This is a genomic window from Lysinibacillus sp. 10T31, assembly GCF_056394365.1.
In genome coordinates, this window is sequence record NZ_JBFTHS010000046.1 from 1 (window position 1) to 16,665 (window position 16,665).

Genomic DNA, 16,665 nt, shown 5'->3' on the forward strand with positions numbered 1-16,665 from the left:
TGGCTTTCCTTTCCGTGGCTTTCCTTTCCGTCGCTCTGACTCTTCTTTCCGTCGCTTTGGCTTTCCTTTCCGTCGCTCCGATCCTTCTTTCCGTCGCCCTGCCTTCTTTCCGTCGCTTCAGCTCTTCTTTCCGTCGCTCTGACTCTTCTTTCCGTCGCTTTGGCTTTCCTTTCCGTCGCTCCGATCCTTCTTTCCGTCGCCCTGCCTTCTTTCCGTCGCTTCGGCTCTCCTTTCCGTCGCTCTGACTCTTCTTTCCGTCGCTTTGGCTTTCCTTTCCGTCGCTCCGATCCTTCTTTCCGTCGCCCTGCCTTCTTTCCGTCGCTTCGGCTCTCCTTTCCGTCACTCTGGCTCTTCTTTCCGTCGCTTCGACTCTTTTTTCCGTCGTCCTGCCTTCTTTCCGTCGCTCTGACTCTTCTTTCCGTCGCTCCAATCCTTCTTTCCGTCACTCTGGCTCTTCTTTCCGTCGCCCTGCCTTCTTTCCGTCGCCCTGCCTTCTTTCCGTCGCCCTGCCTTCTTTCCGTCGCTTCGACTCTTCTTTCCGTCGCCCTGCCTTCTTTCCGTCGCTTCGACTCTTCTTTCCGTCGCCCTGCCTTCTTTCCGTCGCTTCGACTCTTCTTTCCGTCGCCCTGCCTTCTTTCCGTCGCTAGACACTCGAGCAATTCTTCTCTTTACCCATAAAAAAAACGCATCCTCATAAAAGGATGCGTTTTTTGCTTAAACGGTCATCATATAATAGACACCGACTGCCAAAAATGCTATGCAGACAACGATTAGTACTTTTGCTAATTTTTCCATGTCATTACACTCCTATGCAATACTTGCCCCAATAACAAACGATAGACCGAGCGAAATGGTAAAGGATATGAAACCGACTGAGCGATTATCATTTGCGATTTCTTGATCGACATTAAAACGTGGTGTCATAAATTCGAATAAGAAATACGCCACAATTAGTAATGTAAAACCAAAGAGGCCCCAGCCAATCATTTCACTTAAAGTGCTATGGCGCGCAATGGAAAAGCGAAAAATATTACAGATCCCCAGTATTTTCCCGCCTGTTGCAAGTGCCACAGCGACATTACCCTTTTTAATTTCTTCCCAATTTTTATATTTCGTAACGACTTCGAACAATGCCATCGAGACGACTAAACATAACACAACAACACTAAAATATCCTGCCGTTTCGATAATTGGATATCGCCAAAAGCTTGAATTTAGCATTTTCTCCGTCCCCTTTACTGCTTATTTCAATTCCACAACTGTGACGCCTAGGCCTCCCTCGCCGGCTTCACCAAAACGGAAAGATTTTACACGCTTATGCTTTTTCAAATAGTTTTGAATTCCCTGACGTAATGCACCTGTACCGACACCATGAATAATTGATACACGCCCATAGTTAGCAAGCAAGGCATCATCAATATATTTTTCCGTACGGATAATGGCATCTTCATATCGTTCGCCGCGTAAATCTAATTCTAATTTTACATGGCTAGTGCGATTTTTTACACCAGCCATACGTTGCACAGGTTCTTTTTCTGGTTTAATGTACTCTAGATCACTATCCGAGATTTTCATTTTCAAAATACCCATTTGGACAACCCATTCGGTATCCGATACTTTTTCGAGCAATGTACCCCGTTGTCCATAGCTTAACACCTTTACCTCGTCTCCGACAACTAAGTTTTGTGTACGGGCCTTTACTTGTGCCGCTTTTTTCAGCACTTTATTATTTTCAAGAGGTGTAGCTTCTTCTAGTCGTTTACGAGCTTCAATGAGCTCATGCTCCTTGACAACTTGGTCTGCATTTTTGCGCATTTCTCGAAGCTCAGCAATAATTGATTCTGCTTCTCTTTTTGCTTCATCAACAATTTTACGAGCCTTTTCTTTCGCTTTTTTATCGAGTGCTTCTTTGCGTTCCTCGTAAGCTTGTAGTTTTCCTTGTAGCTCTTTACGAAGTTCTTCAGACTCCATTAGTAATTCATGAGAGCGTTCTGCATCATCTTCGGATTGGCGACGAGTCTCTTCTAGTGACGCAATCATTGACTCTACCTCATGGCGATCTGTACCTGTAAAGCTTTTCGCACGGTCAATAATCGATTCTGGTAAGCCAAGGCGACTTGAAATTTCAAATGCATTGGAGCGGCCTGGTACACCAATAAGTAGACGATATGTTGGACTCAATGTCTCAATATCAAATTCTACACTTGCATTGGCAACTCCTGGACGATTATAGCCGTATGCTTTTAGCTCAGGATAGTGCGTCGTTGCCATAACGCGGGCGCCACGACCGTGTACTTCATCTAAAATGGAGATGGCCAGAGCTGCCCCTTCCTGAGGATCTGTCCCAGCACCTAATTCATCAAATAGAACAAGTGATTCATGATCAAACTTTTGTAAGATATCTACTATGTTGACCATATGAGAAGAGAATGTTGACAGTGATTGCTCAATTGACTGTTCATCTCCAATATCTGCAAAAAGCTGCTTGAAAACAGCAAGCTCTGAACCATCAAGTGCAGGCACTGGCAACCCCGCTTGTGCCATTAATGTACATAGTCCAACTGTTTTTAAAGTGACAGTTTTACCACCAGTGTTTGGTCCTGTGATCACAATTGCCGTAGTGTCTTTCCCATATTCAATATCGTTAGCAACCGCTGTTTCAATTGGTAAAAGTGGATGACGTGCACGCACAAGTCGAATATAGCCGTCGTTATTCATTTTAGGCATTGTACATTTGTTCGCTTGACCATATTTGCCTTTAGCTAAAATAACGTCAATCTCACCTAGTACTTTTACTAAGTTAAATAAATCTGGAGCTACTTCCTCTACCATTGCGCTTAAAGCAAGTAAGATTCGTTCAATTTCAGCTTGCTCTTTCATTTTTAATCGATGAATCTCATTATTCGCTTGTACAATCGAATCTGGCTCGATAAATAATGTTTGGCCAGAAGATGATTGGTCATGCACAATTCCACCATAATGATGACGATACTCTTGCTTAACGGGAATAACAAAGCGATCATTACGAATCGTTACAAGTGTATCTGAGAGCATTTTTGAAGCATTGCTCCCACGTATAAGGCTTTCCAGCTTAGAACGTACTTTAGCCTCTTCTGCGCGCAAAGACTGGCGAATTGAACGCAAAGTTTGGCTTGCAGAGTCTAGCACAGAGCCATTGTCATCAATACAGTTATTAATTTCATGCTGCAAGCCTGTCAAAACAGGCATTGCTTCCTTTTTTGCGATGAAATGAGGAATTTCAATCACTTCTTCTGATTCTATATCTTCAATGAAATTACGAAGAATTCTACTAGCTCGAATCGTACTTGAAACTTCCATTAGTTCCATTGCTGAAAGCATGCCGCCGATTTGTGCACGCCTTGCAGCTGGTCGTACATCAAAAATTCCACCCATCGGCACATTGCCTTTAACACGTAAAATAGATAGTCCTTCATCCATTTCTTCTAATAATTGTACAACTTTTTCATAATCTGTCTGTGGTACAAGCTCATCAACCGCTGATTTACCGATTGAAGAAGTACAGTATGTAGCCACTTGCTGACGTACTTTATCATATTCTAGTGTTTTCAATGCGCGTTCTGCGATCACTGAGAACACCTCCTCAACCTATTTATTTCGTCGAATAAACGCTTCAAATTGTTCTCGCGTCCATGTATTCACAATCATATCCTTTTTCAACCATGCTCTGTTTGCATAGCGCACACCAATATCCATAAAGCGTAAATGAGCAATATCATGGGCATCCGTATTGATTGCTACGGGCACACCTGCTGCCAAAGCCATTTCTAAATGCTCAACACATAAATCAAGACGATACGGGTTCGCATTTAACTCTAAAATTTTACCATATTCCTTTGCCCACGCAATTAATTGCCCCATATCTGGATTATAGCCATTACGATCCTCAATAATGCGACCAGTTGGATGTGCAATCATATGAACGTATGGATTTTGCATCGCCGTAAGTAAACGCGCCATAATTTTGTCCTGCGATTGTGTAAAGCTAGAGTGAATAGAAGCAATGACAAAATCTAACTCTCTTAGTACATCATCTTCGAAATCAAGGGAACCATCCGGCAAAATATCCATTTCTGTCCCCGCATATAAATGGAAATCTGGATGTGCTTCATTAAACGCCTCAATTTCAGTACGTTGCTTTGTTAAGCGCTCAGGCGTTAGACCATTCGCTACTTTTAAAAATTGTGAATGGTCAGTAATAACACTATACTGATAGCCACGTGCGATCAATGCCTCGCCCATTTCAGTTACAGAGTACGCACCATCAGACCATGTCGTATGCATATGCAAATCTGCTTTAATATCTTCTAATTTCACTAGACTATTTATGTCATCCGTTTTGTCAAATTCCGTTGTTCCTGTACGCAAACTAGGCGGGATAAATGGGTAATCAAAATGCGCAAAAAATTCCTCTTCATCCTTAAACGTTAATACGGTGCCATCAGCCTGTTCTACGCCATATTCACTAATTTTTTCACCACGAGCTTTAGCAATTTGGCGCATGCGGACATTGTGATCTTTCGAGCCTGTGAAATGATGCAAGGCCGTTGCATATTCAGCATCTCTTACTAATCGGAAATCTACACTTACAGGTTCATCTAGATCTAAAATAACTGAAATTTTTGTATCACCAGCTGCTACGACTTCTTGTACAGAAAGTTCATTCAGTAGTTTTTCACGTACAGTTTCAACTGCTTCAGTAACAACAATAAAATCAATATCCTTACTTGTTTCAGCTGCACGACGGAAGCTTCCAGCAACAGAAAAACGTTCCACTTCTTCCATACTACCTAGAAGAGCTTCAATTTGTAAAACAACTGGCTCTAGCTGCCAAATCGGCAAACGTTCTGATCGATTTGCTAAATTTGCAAGTTCCTTTAAAATTTTTTCTTCACTTTTTGCCGCAAAGCCTGCTAGCCCACGAACTTTACCTTCCTCACAAGCAGTCTTTAAACTTTCCGCAGAATCGACCCCTAACTCTTGATGAAGCTTAGCTATTTTTTTACCACCTAAGCCAGGCAGTTTTAATAACGGAAGCAAACCTTTTGGTACAATTTCTTCTAATTCTTTTAATAAGCTTGATTCACCATTTGTCATTAAATCCTCAATAACAGCCGCTGTACCTTTACCTATACCTTTAAGCTTTGTTACATCTTCCATCTCACTTAATGAGCGCTCGTCCCCCTCAAGTGCGGCAGCAGCTTTTCGAAAGGCAGACACTTTGAATGGATTTTCCCCTTGTAATTCCATATACAATGCAATTTTTTCAAATGTACGAATAATTGTTTTTTTGTTCATTGGGAATTCCTCCTATCGTAAAAACACTTCCCTCAAAACCGAGAGAAGTGCACAGTTTGCTATTGCATATAAATATACCACCAGTTTTGGAACATACTTGTAATAATCGGTGTATGTTCCAAAATGAGACCACTTAACAACGACTTCGACATTAAACTTTGAATAGAATCAACTGGCAATAAAGCAAGAATGTACAGCAAAATAAACATAATTAAATAGTTTTCAATCATGCCAAACAATGCTCCAAGCCAACGATTCACCGTACCTAACACAGGTAAATACGCTATAAAATCAAAAATCGATGCCACAATTTGCAATGTAATTTTCACCGCAAAGAAAATGACTGCAAAGGCAATGACACGGTAAAAAGTGCGGTCTAAATCCAGGCTATCAATAACTACTCCAAGACTACCTGAATCCGTTACACCTGGATACGGAACCCAAAACACAAATTTTTGTGCTAATGGTTTATAATAGATATACGCAACAATTAGGGCAACTATAAAGCTAACGATATGCATCATCTGTACAATGAAACCGCGTTTTGCTCCAACGATGAGACCGGCTAATAGCACCGCTAATATGATTAAATCTAACATTCACTTCAACCCTTTAATTTTTTCAATTCTTCTTCTAGTTGTTCCATTTGTTCTTTTAATAGTAAATAATCGTGAACGCTATTTACTGCTGTAAGAACGGCAAGCTTTGTGCTATCTAGAGAGGGATTATGTACATTCATTTCGCGCATACGGTCATCAACAATCGAAGCGACAAGTCGCATATGTCCAATGGATTCAGAGCCGACCATTTTATATGTATGACCGTAGATTTCCACAGAAATTTTATTCTTTTCTTGATTTTCCATAGTCGCACCCCCCTTTTAAATTTTTGTGCTCACGAATTTTTTGGTTGTGAGCAGCATACACAAAAAAGCTATTTATTATCATACCATGAAAGGTATAAAATTGTGAACAACGAGGACAGAAAGGAACGAATAAATGTCAAATATTGTACTTTCCATATCAACAAATAAACAAAAAGAGGTGATGTCTTACTATGCAAATCATTTTGTAGAACGTAAAGCTCCAGGTGTAATTTTTGCCGCAAAGCTTCCAGATACAGCAATCACGATGTACAAATCAGGTAAATTAATGTTCCAAGGGGGCGGAGCTGAGCGAGAAGCTGCACGCTGGGGAAACGTAGAGTTAAAAAATACACAAAAATCATCGTCAATTGGAGCAAAGGGCGACGTTCTGCCAGAAGGTTTTGCTACGATGTCGGTGCTAGGCTCAGATGAAACGGGTACTGGTGATTATTTCGGTCCAATAACAGTTGCAGCGGTATACGTCCCTTCATCAAAAATTGCGCTTATAAACGAACTTGGTGTCAAGGACTCAAAAATGCTAACGGATGATTACATGCGTAAAATAGCGCCACATTTACGTGCTGCTTGCGTCCATAGTGTACTTGTACTACGCAACGAAAAATATAACGAATTACAAGCACGAGGCTACTCTCAAGGTAAAATGAAAGCTATGATGCACAATAAGGCACTTAAAAATGCTCTGTCAAAAATGGCACCCGAAAAACCAGAGCATATATTGATAGATCAGTTTGCGGAACGCGGCGTGTATTACAATTACTTAAAAAATGAACGAGATATTGTTCGAGAGGATGTACTATTTTCTACGAAGGCCGAGCAACTACATCTTTCCGTAGCAACTGCATCGATATTAGCTCGTGCTGCATTTTTAAAAGAAATGGACCGCCTGAGTGAGATTGCTGGGATAGAGTTGTTGAAGGGAGCTTCAGCGAAAGTAGACGCGTTAGCAGCACGCATTTGGCGGAAACAAGGTGAGGAATTTTTAAAATCCATTACGAAATGGCATTTTGCTAATACTGAGAAAGCTAAAAAAATGAAATAAATTGGTCTTCTAGACAAGAAAAAAATTTCGCTATACTTCAGCAGATTACAAGTATACAACTTGCTCTCTACTGTAGTTAGCGAAATCCTTTATATCAAAAACTTATTATAATCAGATTTTTTTAGCTTAATATTTAAACTGTCTAATGGTTTGTTGTAGACTTTCAGACATTTTAGCAAGGGCTTCAGCCGATGCAGCGATTTCTTCCATAGAAGCAAGCTGTTCCTCTGTTGCGGCGGAAATATTTTGTGCACTTGCTGTATTTTCATTTGTTCGCTGAAGCACACTTTCAATTCCCACTGCCACTTGATTGGAATGTTCAGAAATAACTTTTGCTGTCTCTGAAATTTGTCCTATTTCATAGGTTACGCTTTGTACATTATCACTAATTTCTTTGAATGACTTTCCTGCAATATTTGTTACATCAATTCCCTTTAATACCTCAGCTGAACCAGCAGCCATTGATTCAACCGCTAGTTTTGTATCGGTTTGAATATAATCAATGATATCTTTTATTTGCATTGTTGATTGTGCGGATTGCTCAGCAAGCTTTCGCACCTCATCAGCAACAACTGCAAAACCTTTTCCATGCTCACCTGCACGAGCAGCTTCAATTGCAGCATTTAAAGCTAAAAGATTGGTTTGATCAGCAATTTGCGTAATTGCCTCTACAATACGTCCTATTTCATTAGAACGTTCACTTAGTGTTTGTACGGTGTTTTCAAGTGCTTGGACAGTACTTTGAATCATTTTCATTTGGCCAATTGCCGTTTGAATAGTTTTGTCTCCTATTACAACAGCCTCCATTGCTTTATTCGACATCTCATTAACGGTATCAGACTTTACTGCAATTTGTTGAATGGATGAAGACATTTCAAGTACAGCGTTAGTGCTAACATTAATTGTTTCGGCTTGCAAATCAACCGTTTCAGCAAATGTTTGAATGGAATCAACAATTTGCGATGTAGCTCGTTTATTTTCGGATGTACTTGCTGTAAGTTCCTCCGATGATGCAGCTAACTGATTTGATTCCTCACCAATGTTACCAACTACACCACGTAAAGATAGAATCATTTTATTGAATATATCCGCCAATTTGCCTATCTCATCATGTCTTTTAATTTCAATTAAATTACGTAAATCACCGTCTCCTACCTGCTCAGCTACTGTTGACAACTTATTTAATGGCTGAATGATTGTTCTTATAATGAAAGCACCAATGATTCCAAATACGATTAAAGCAATGACAATAACTATCATAGTGTTTGTTAATATTGGTTTTGTGACAGTTGCAACATCTGCCAAATCCATAGTACCGATAATTTTCCAACCTGTTAGTTTATTGGTAGTAAAAAACACTTGATGCTCTCTTCCATCTTCTTTAATGGTAAAACTACCTTCTTCTTTTCCTTGCATCTTTTCTAAATATGACTTTTTGAGCTCCGATCCTACCTCTAATTGTGGATCAGCAATAATAAGATTATTGGCGTTTACTAATGTAGCATAGCCATTATCACCAATTTCCACTGTTTTCACTAGCTCGGAAATCCCGTTTAAATTTAGACCAATAGAAATAACTCCTGAACGGTCCTGTAAACCAGCTGATACTGCTAGTATTAATTCTCCTGTAATCGTTGATTTATATGGATCAACCATAACGCCTTTGCCTGGTGATTCTATAGCCTTTAAGTACCATGGTCGCGTAAATGGATCATAATCAGCTGAGGATTTAGCATATGGTTCACGCATAAATTTGTGCCCCTCAATTGCTAAATTGACAACAGAGACATTGCTATGTAATGCATTATATTTTTCTAATTCCTTTAAAGCATCTGCATCTTGCACATTCTTATTTAAAGAAGCAGCTAAATACTCCACATCACTTTGAATAGGTGATATCTCATTTGAAATTAGTGTATTTAATAAATCAACATTTTCGCGCGAGCTATTACTTAATTCCTTGTAATATTGATCAGAAGCCTTCAAATATGAAAACGTACCAATAGTAATACTGGGGATTAAAAGTGTCAAAGTAAACGCCCATATTAATCGGGCTCGCACGGAAAAGCCTCTTCTTTTTTGATGATTTTTCATAATAACTACCACCCAAATAGTAAAATTTTCTATCCAAATTATACTATACACATAATATAGATCAAAAATTTATTTTTTGTTATTTCTAAATATTACGAAACACTTAAAGATGTGAATTAACTTTAAGTCTTCTCTCCAGCGCTTTTTTTCTCTCACACTTCCTGCAAATACTACTTGTAACTGTGTATGATGTTAACAAATCAAAAAGCTGCCTCATTAAGAGACAGCTCACATAAAATTTATTAAATTAGCGTACTTCTGTGCCTTCAATTGTTGCAATAGCTTTTAACACTTTGTTATGTGCTGCAACAACTTCTTCATCTGTTAAAGTACGTTCTGGATCGAAGTATGTTAGGGAGAATGCCACTGATTTTTTACCAGCCTCCATTTTTTCACCTTCATATACGTCGAATACACGAACGTCTTTCAATAATTTCACGCCTGTTGAGCGAATCACAGCAGTAACCTCTCCAGCTGTTGTTGTACGGTCCATGATAAGTGCAATATCACGAGACATTGCAGGGAAACGAGGCACTGGTGTATAACCAAGAGGTGCTTCTTTTGCAGTAGCATTTAATAATGTTACTAGATTCATTTCCATTACATATGTGTCTTTTACACCCCATGCTTTTTGCTCTGCTGGATGTAATCCACCGATAATGCCGACTTGTTCACCGTCTAAAAGAATGCTAGCAGTACGTCCTGGGTGTAATCCATCTACTTCAGCTTTCACAAATGAAATACGATCCTCTAAACCAAGCTTACCGATAACACCTTCTACAATGCCTTTTAAGACGAAGAAATCTACTGCTTTTTTCTCACCCTGCCAAGCATGGTCAAGCCATTTTCCTGTTACTACTGCTGCCACATGCTCTTCTTCATATGGTAGCCCCTCTTCTGATTGACCAAGGAATACTGAACCAATTTCATACAATGCCACATTGTCAGCCTTACGCGCAACATTATAAGCAGCAGCTTCAATTAAATGCGGGATAAGACTTTGGCGTAGTGTTGAACGGTCCTCACTCATCGGCATTAGTAAACGTGTTACCGGCTCAGCTTTCAATGCAAAGCGTTGTGACAATGCATCTGAAGTTAATGAGTAAGTGACAGCTTGGTAAAGGCCAGCCCCTTCCATGTAACTACGAACTACACGACGATTTGCTTGATATGGCGTTAGACGGCCTACTTGGTTTGCTCCCTCTGGTAAAGTCATCGGGATTTCATCATAGCCGTATAGACGAGCAATTTCCTCTACGATATCTTCTTCAATTTTAATATCTTGACGACGTGTTGGCGCATCAACGATTAGTAAACCATTAGCTGCTTCTACGCCAAATTTAAGACGCTCTAAAATAGACAACATCTCTTCTAACGAAATTTTCATACCTAAACGTTCATTAATAAAATCTGGAGAAACGACAACACGTGCTGGTGATTTATCTAGTTCATCCACGATGCATGTTCCCTCTAACACTTCACCGCCAGCTAATTCAGCTAGTAGTGCTGCAGCACGTTCTGCAGCTGGTAACACACGGTTAGGATCAACACCCTTTTCAAAGCGAGCAGAAGCATCTGAACGAAGTCCAAGATGACGTGATGTTTGACGTACAGTTAAGCCGTCGAAGTAAGCTGATTCGATCACAACCGTTGTTGTAGAATCATTTACTTCAGAGTTTGCACCACCCATTACACCTGCGATAGCTACTGGCTCTTTGCCATTTGTAATGACTAAATCTGTTGCTTTTAATGTACGCTCTTGGTCATCTAAAGTTGTAATTTTTTCGCCCTCTGTTGCTTTACGCACTACAATTTCACCTGTAGCTAGGCTATCGTAGTCAAAGGCATGAAGCGGTTGACCGTATTCCATTAAAATGTAGTTCGTTACATCGACAACATTATTGTGTGGGCGTACGCCTGCTGCCATTAAGCGATTTTGTAGCCACATCGGTGATTCCGCGATTTTTACGTTTTTCACAACTTTTGCTACATACATTGGGTTTGCTTGTAAATCTTCTACGCGAAGCTTTAACATGTCTTCTGCTTTTTCAGAAGATGTGCTGTAGGCGATTTCCGGATACTTCACTTCTTCAGATAGAATTGCGCCAACTTCGTACGCCACACCTAGCATTGACAATGCGTCTGAACGGTTTGGTGTTAAACCAAGCTCTAATACTGTGTCACGTAGACCTAAAATAGCTAGGGCATCCGAGCCAACCTCAGCACCCTCAGGAAGCACATAAATACCTTCAGAATATGCTTTAGGAACAAGTTTCCCTTCGATTCCTAACTCTTGTAATGAACAAATCATACCGTTTGATTCATGTCCACGAAGTTTTGCTTTTTTTATTTTAATGCCACCTGGTAAATGTGCACCTGGACGAGCAACAATAACTTTTTGACCAGCATCAACGTTTGGAGCACCACAAATAATTTGTTGTGGTTCAGCTTCACCAACATCCACTTGACAAATATTTAATTTATCTGCTTCAGGATGTTTCTCTTTTGATACGACATAGCCGACAACAACTTTATCCATTGCGTTAGCACGGTCAATTACTGCATCTACTTCAATTCCAGAGCGCGTAATTTTTTCAGCTAACTCCTCAGGCGTTAAATCCTGTGTACTTACATAATCTTTTAACCATTCTAATGATACTAACATTTTTTATCCCCCTTACGCCTCTGTTCGCTCGAATTGTGATAAGAAACGTGTGTCACTCGTATAGAAATGACGAATATCGTCGACACCATATTTCAACATTGCGATACGTTCAGCACCAATACCGAATGCAAAGCCTGACACTTTCTTCGGATCATAGCCTGCCATTTCAAGTACATTTGGATGCACCATACCAGCGCCTAAAATTTCAATCCAGCCTGTACCTTTACAAACGTTACAGCCAGAACCACCACATTTGAAGCAAGAAATATCCATTTCAACAGATGGCTCTGTGAATGGGAAGAAGCTTGGTCGAAGTCGAATTTCGCGGTCTGCACCGAACATTTTTTTCGCTAAAGTATCAAGCGTTCCTTTAAGGTCACTCATACGAATATTTTCGCCAATTACTAACCCTTCAATTTGCATGAATTGGTGTGAGTGTGTAGCATCATCGTTGTCACGACGGAATACTTTCCCTGGGCAAATAATGCGAATTGATTCACCTTTTTTCTCTTCCATCGTGCGAGCTTGCACAGGAGAGGTATGCGTACGTAATAATATTTCCTCGGAAATATAGAACGAATCTTGCATATCACGAGCAGGGTGCCCCTTCGGCAAGTTCAATGCTTCAAAGTTATAGTAATCCTTTTCCACTTCAGGACCTTCGGCAATTTCATAGCCCATACCGATAAATAAATCTTCAATTTCTTCAATAACGCGTGTTAATGGATGACGATTGCCAACTTTAATTTCACGACCAGGTAAAGTGACATCAATCGACTCACTTGCTAATTTTTCAGCAATTGCTGCTTCCTCTAGCACAGTTACCTTTTCCTCTAATACAGCAGTTACATTTTCACGAACTGTATTGACTAAGGCACCCATTTTTGGGCGTTCCTCAGCTGATAACTTCCCCATACCTTTTAATAAATCAGTGATAGGTCCTTTTTTTCCTAGATATGCTACTCGCACATCATTTAATTCCTTTAAATTTGCTGCCGCTTCAATTTTAGCAAGTGCTTCTTGCTCTAATTGCTTTAATTGCTCTTCCATGTAATAAACCCTCCTTGTTCAAATCAATGCCTGTTTTTTTTGATGGCATAAAAAAACTCGCCCCTAAAAAAGGGACGAGGACATATTCGCGGTACCACCCTAGTTATTGCAAGGAAAACTCCAAGCAATCACTTCATTGACATAACGACTAGATTAAAGCCGGCGTACCTTTACAGCATTTAGCTGGTCCCGGTAGCTGCTCGCGGGATGAATTCAAAACTGCATTGGTACGGCACTGGCTCTCAATCTTCGGCCTGCGCTCCCTGTCGTCCATTCACAATCTTTACTACTTCCCGGTCAAAGCATTTAAGTTTACATTTTAACAGTGATTATACAATACTATACCAATTCAAATCAAGAGCCATGTGCCCATTACAGTAGATATTGATGGTTTTATCAGCAATTTTAGGCTCATCACCAAAACGTGTGGTTGATTTCCGTTCCGACTGGGCGCTTTCCTGGGGGCGTCCGATGAGCCGCTTCACTCGCGTTGCTCGCTCCAGGGTCTCATCTGTGACGCTGATCCCCAAGGAGTCGCCCAGTCTCCACTCCAATCAACTAATATACAGTGCATATATTTAAATATGTTATCTATAACTTTTAGTGATGAGCTCAATTTTAATATTTCCTTATTATTTCAGTTTTAATTACTTTTATTACCTACTTCACAAATCCATATAAAACGATTCCTGTTGCCACTGCTACATTTAGAGACTCCGCTTGTCCCAAAATTGGAATTATAATATTTTGATCTGTCATCGAAAGTAATTGTGGATGAATGCCACTACCTTCATTCCCCATCATTATCGCGAATGCACCAGTATGCTCAATATCACTATAGACAACTGCATCCTCATCTAAAGCTGTTCCAAATACTGGTACATTATTATCCTGTAGCTGCTCAATCCATTCCTCTAAATCGCCACGCAGGACGGGAATATGGAAATGAGAGCCTTGTGCTGAGCGAAGCGTTTTAGGATTATATAAATCCGCACAGCCCTTACCAAGTATGACTGCATCTAAACCAGCTGCATCAGCTGTACGAATCATCGTTCCAATATTTCCTGGATCTTGGACAGCATCAATTAGTAGCACCTTGCGCCAGGAAGCCATTACATCTTCGTCTAACAAAGGCTGCTTACAAACTGCAAATACCCCTTGAGAAGTCTCCGTTTCAGCAAACTCCTTAGCAACAGCTGCCGTTACTTCAACGATGGCTACACTATCAATCGGCCAAAGCATTGGCAATTCTACACCTTCACGTACAATTAGCTGTAGCACCTGCTCGTTATTTTTTAATGCTTCCTCTACCAAATGAAATCCCTCTACTAGGAATTCTCCAGATCTTTCACGCTCTTTACGTGTTGTCGCAAGCTTCTTCCAATATTTCACTAACGCATTTTGCGTAGATTCAATTCTTTTCATCGTACCTCGTACCGCCTTTTTCCTATATATTGTTCATTATTATACAGTAGAAAACGATAAATTACATAGTCATGCAAAAAACAGTTTAATTGTTATCTCTCCATTTACCAATAATTGGCAATAAAGCCCCCTAGACGGAACGGAAATCAACTCCACGCTATGGAAATGAGCAAAATTATTCCCTACTAGATAATGAGGGAATCCAGTGATATATGTTATAATTTTCAATATTTTAAGAATACATAACGGGGATGAAAATAAATGAAAAAAAATGTACATGTTGTAGGTGCCATTATCGAAAATGATAAGCATGAAATTTTTTGTGCGTTAAGAAATCCTAATATGGTACTAGCAAATTATTGGGAGTTCCCTGGCGGAAAAATCGAAGAGGGCGAATCGCCTGAGCAAGCTTTATCTCGTGAAATATTAGAGGAATTTAATTGCTCTATAAAAGTTGAGGATAAGGTTGAGGATACCATTTATGAATACGAAAAATTTATAGTGCGCTTAGAAACATTTAAAGCGTCGATTACAAAGGGAGAGCCGGTCATGGTAGAACATGCTGAAATTAGATGGGTCCCTCGGAACGAACTCCTAAATCTTAATTTTGCTCCCGCTGATATTCCCGCAATCAATAAAATACTTGCAGAAAAATAGTCTTCACCAACCGGGCTTTTATAAGCAGTTAATGCGGAAGAAAAGAGCAGTAATGTTTGCATCCTGCTCTTTCTTTTTTGTTTTAATTTAAAGCCATCTTTTATTTGGCGGAATACTTTGAGGAAAATGAAATACATTATACGGATCGTATTTTCCCTTTACCTCTCTAAGCATTCGAAGATTACGACCATAGTAGGCAGTTGGCCAATCTTTTATAAAACGATCAGGGAAATTCACATAATCACCAGTTGTGAAAGGTGACAAAGCCCGTCTTAAATTCTCGACCCACCGAATATTTCTTTCTTCTTCTTTAGGCTTTTTCCATGAGGTAATATACTCCTGGACAATTAAAGCATTTCTATAATAATAAGCTGTTCGGCTTGGCGCAATTTGACTTACCGCACCTCTAAGTGATTGCTGCCAAATGGTCGTATCTTTATTTGGAGCGTTAGATAAAAATTCTTTCATTTGTTCAATGGCAGTATAAGGGAAAGGCCTTTCAATAAAGGATCCTGACCTTTTACGAAGGGCTGGTTTGTTGCCGCTCGGCAAGTCAAAAAATTCTATAGCTTTAATATACGGTACTTCCTTTATCCATATATTCGTTGGTGAACCTGTTTTCCTTAAAGGACGGAGTAGTTTCTTTAACTCAGATGCCGTACCTATAAACTCACCTTGAGCAACAATTTCGCCCACTTCCTTAGATTTAAGCTCAATCTGTGAAGTCAAGCGTTCATCTGTATATGGCGCCCATTTTTGCCACACGTCAAAGGCTCGTTCAAAATCTTCCCATCCCCATGTAATGGAGAAAATCGATACGTTAGAGATAGGATGCAGTTTAAATGTAAGAGCTGTAACGATGCCAAAATTCCCACCGCCCCCGCCACAACTTGCCCAAAATAAATCACTATTTTTCTGCTTGTCAGCTTGGATTACTTCAGCCCCTTCATGACCACTTGCAACAACCATTTCAAGTTCAAGTAAATTGTCACATGTTAGCCCAAATGGACGCGATAGCATGCCAATTCCGCCACCAAGCGTCAACCCAACAACCCCTACACTACCTTCAGTTCCTGCCGGGATTGTAAAACCATTTTCCCATAATACCCGATATACTTTTCCTAAATTAGTTCCTGCTTCAATTCTCGCCGTCATATCTTGCCTGTTAATTGTTATGTCATTCATATCACTAACATCTATAACAAGACCTTCATTTAATAATGAATAATTTTCATAGTTATGTCTCCCACTTCTGATTCGAAAGGATTCATTATTTTCTCTCGCCCATTTTAATGCGTTGATAACATCTTTTGTATGTCGACAAAATACAATGATACTCGGAAATTTGGGATCATTTAAGTTATTATTTGTTCTTGCTTGCTCATAGTCCGGATCTTCAGGGGTAACAATTCTTCCTGTGAGCTTTACTTTCTTCAAAATACAACTCCTCTCCTAAATGATGCCATGCATATGTTTTATCCTATGCCTATCACTTGGAAAGAATATGAAGAT

General features: G+C 39.9%; 15 protein-coding genes. 4 read left to right on the forward strand and 11 right to left on the reverse strand.

The window, feature by feature from the left end; all coding sequences use genetic code 11:
- Together AC1DCY_RS21205 and AC1DCY_RS21210 are read left to right on the forward strand one after the other, a co-directional pair.
- Window positions 1-245 (forward strand): hypothetical protein (locus AC1DCY_RS21205; protein ID WP_477353386.1); only part of this gene is annotated, 245 nt, incomplete at its 5' end.
- On the forward strand, window positions 160-678 hold the full coding sequence (locus AC1DCY_RS21210; protein WP_477353387.1) for a hypothetical protein: 519 nt from the start codon (window positions 160-162) through the stop codon (window positions 676-678). The genes AC1DCY_RS21205 and AC1DCY_RS21210, both read left to right, overlap by 86 nt.
- Window positions 679-807: 129 nt before the next feature.
- Here the strand turns inward: AC1DCY_RS21210 and AC1DCY_RS21215 are convergent, their stop codons facing one another.
- Genes AC1DCY_RS21215 through zapA form a run of 5 tightly spaced genes read right to left on the reverse strand, consistent with a single transcriptional unit; the run spans window position 808 to window position 6,202 of the window.
- On the reverse strand, window positions 808-1,221 hold the full coding sequence (locus AC1DCY_RS21215; RefSeq protein ID WP_049667557.1) for a DUF350 domain-containing protein: 414 nt from the start codon (window positions 1,219-1,221) through the stop codon (window positions 808-810).
- A gap of 21 nt (window positions 1,222-1,242) precedes the next feature.
- A complete protein-coding gene (locus AC1DCY_RS21220) occupies window positions 1,243-3,609 on the reverse strand; it encodes an endonuclease MutS2 (protein ID WP_477353388.1) in 2,367 nt (788 codons plus the stop codon).
- Between the two features lie 18 nt (window positions 3,610-3,627).
- Window positions 3,628-5,337, reverse strand: coding sequence for a DNA polymerase/3'-5' exonuclease PolX (gene polX, locus AC1DCY_RS21225; RefSeq protein WP_477353389.1), 1,710 nt, complete (start codon window positions 5,335-5,337; stop codon window positions 3,628-3,630).
- A gap of 59 nt (window positions 5,338-5,396) precedes the next feature.
- Window positions 5,397-5,936 carry a CvpA family protein gene (locus AC1DCY_RS21230; RefSeq protein WP_387082315.1) on the reverse strand — a complete coding sequence of 180 codons (540 nt, stop codon included), beginning with the start codon at window positions 5,934-5,936 and terminating at the stop codon, window positions 5,397-5,399.
- A 5-nt stretch (window positions 5,937-5,941) separates the two neighbouring features.
- Window positions 5,942-6,202: a cell division protein ZapA gene (gene zapA, locus AC1DCY_RS21235; RefSeq protein ID WP_477353390.1), complete on the reverse strand. Its 261-nt coding sequence runs from the start codon at window positions 6,200-6,202 to the stop codon at window positions 5,942-5,944.
- 133 nt (window positions 6,203-6,335) lie between these two features.
- Here zapA and rnhC point away from each other — a divergent pair, with 133 nt between their 5' ends.
- The gene (gene rnhC / locus AC1DCY_RS21240) at window positions 6,336-7,262 is read left to right on the forward strand and encodes a ribonuclease HIII (RefSeq protein ID WP_477353391.1); all 927 of its coding nucleotides are present in this window, start codon (window positions 6,336-6,338) and stop codon (window positions 7,260-7,262) included.
- 126 nt (window positions 7,263-7,388) lie between these two features.
- Here rnhC and AC1DCY_RS21245 read toward each other — a convergent pair whose 3' ends face one another.
- The 5 genes from AC1DCY_RS21245 to AC1DCY_RS21265 all read right to left on the reverse strand — a co-directional run bounded on the left by AC1DCY_RS21245 (window position 7,389) and on the right by AC1DCY_RS21265 (window position 14,496).
- Window positions 7,389-9,356 carry a methyl-accepting chemotaxis protein gene (locus tag AC1DCY_RS21245; protein ID WP_477353392.1) on the reverse strand — a complete coding sequence of 656 codons (1,968 nt, stop codon included), beginning with the start codon at window positions 9,354-9,356 and terminating at the stop codon, window positions 7,389-7,391.
- Between the two features lie 247 nt (window positions 9,357-9,603).
- A complete protein-coding gene (gene pheT / locus AC1DCY_RS21250; RefSeq protein ID WP_477353393.1) occupies window positions 9,604-12,021 on the reverse strand; it encodes a phenylalanine--tRNA ligase subunit beta in 2,418 nt (805 codons plus the stop codon).
- Window positions 12,022-12,033: 12 nt separating this feature from the next.
- Window positions 12,034-13,071, reverse strand: a complete 1,038-nt coding sequence (pheS, locus tag AC1DCY_RS21255; RefSeq protein ID WP_197144733.1) for a phenylalanine--tRNA ligase subunit alpha — start codon at window positions 13,069-13,071, stop codon at window positions 12,034-12,036.
- Window positions 13,072-13,400: 329 nt separating this feature from the next.
- The gene (locus AC1DCY_RS21260; protein ID WP_477353394.1) at window positions 13,401-13,601 is read right to left on the reverse strand and encodes a hypothetical protein; all 201 of its coding nucleotides are present in this window, start codon (window positions 13,599-13,601) and stop codon (window positions 13,401-13,403) included.
- Between the two features lie 130 nt (window positions 13,602-13,731).
- Entirely contained in the window at window positions 13,732-14,496 is a 765-nt protein-coding gene (locus tag AC1DCY_RS21265) for a TrmH family RNA methyltransferase (protein WP_477353395.1), read from the reverse strand.
- Window positions 14,497-14,757: 261 nt separating this feature from the next.
- Here AC1DCY_RS21265 and AC1DCY_RS21270 point away from each other — a divergent pair, with 261 nt between their 5' ends.
- Window positions 14,758-15,153, forward strand: coding sequence for a (deoxy)nucleoside triphosphate pyrophosphohydrolase (locus AC1DCY_RS21270; RefSeq protein ID WP_477353396.1), 396 nt, complete (start codon window positions 14,758-14,760; stop codon window positions 15,151-15,153).
- Between the two features lie 87 nt (window positions 15,154-15,240).
- Here AC1DCY_RS21270 and AC1DCY_RS21275 read toward each other — a convergent pair whose 3' ends face one another.
- Complete coding sequence (locus AC1DCY_RS21275; protein ID WP_477353397.1) at window positions 15,241-16,590, reverse strand: FAD-binding oxidoreductase; 1,350 nt, start codon at window positions 16,588-16,590, stop codon at window positions 15,241-15,243.
- Between the last annotated feature and the right edge of the window lie 75 nt (window positions 16,591-16,665).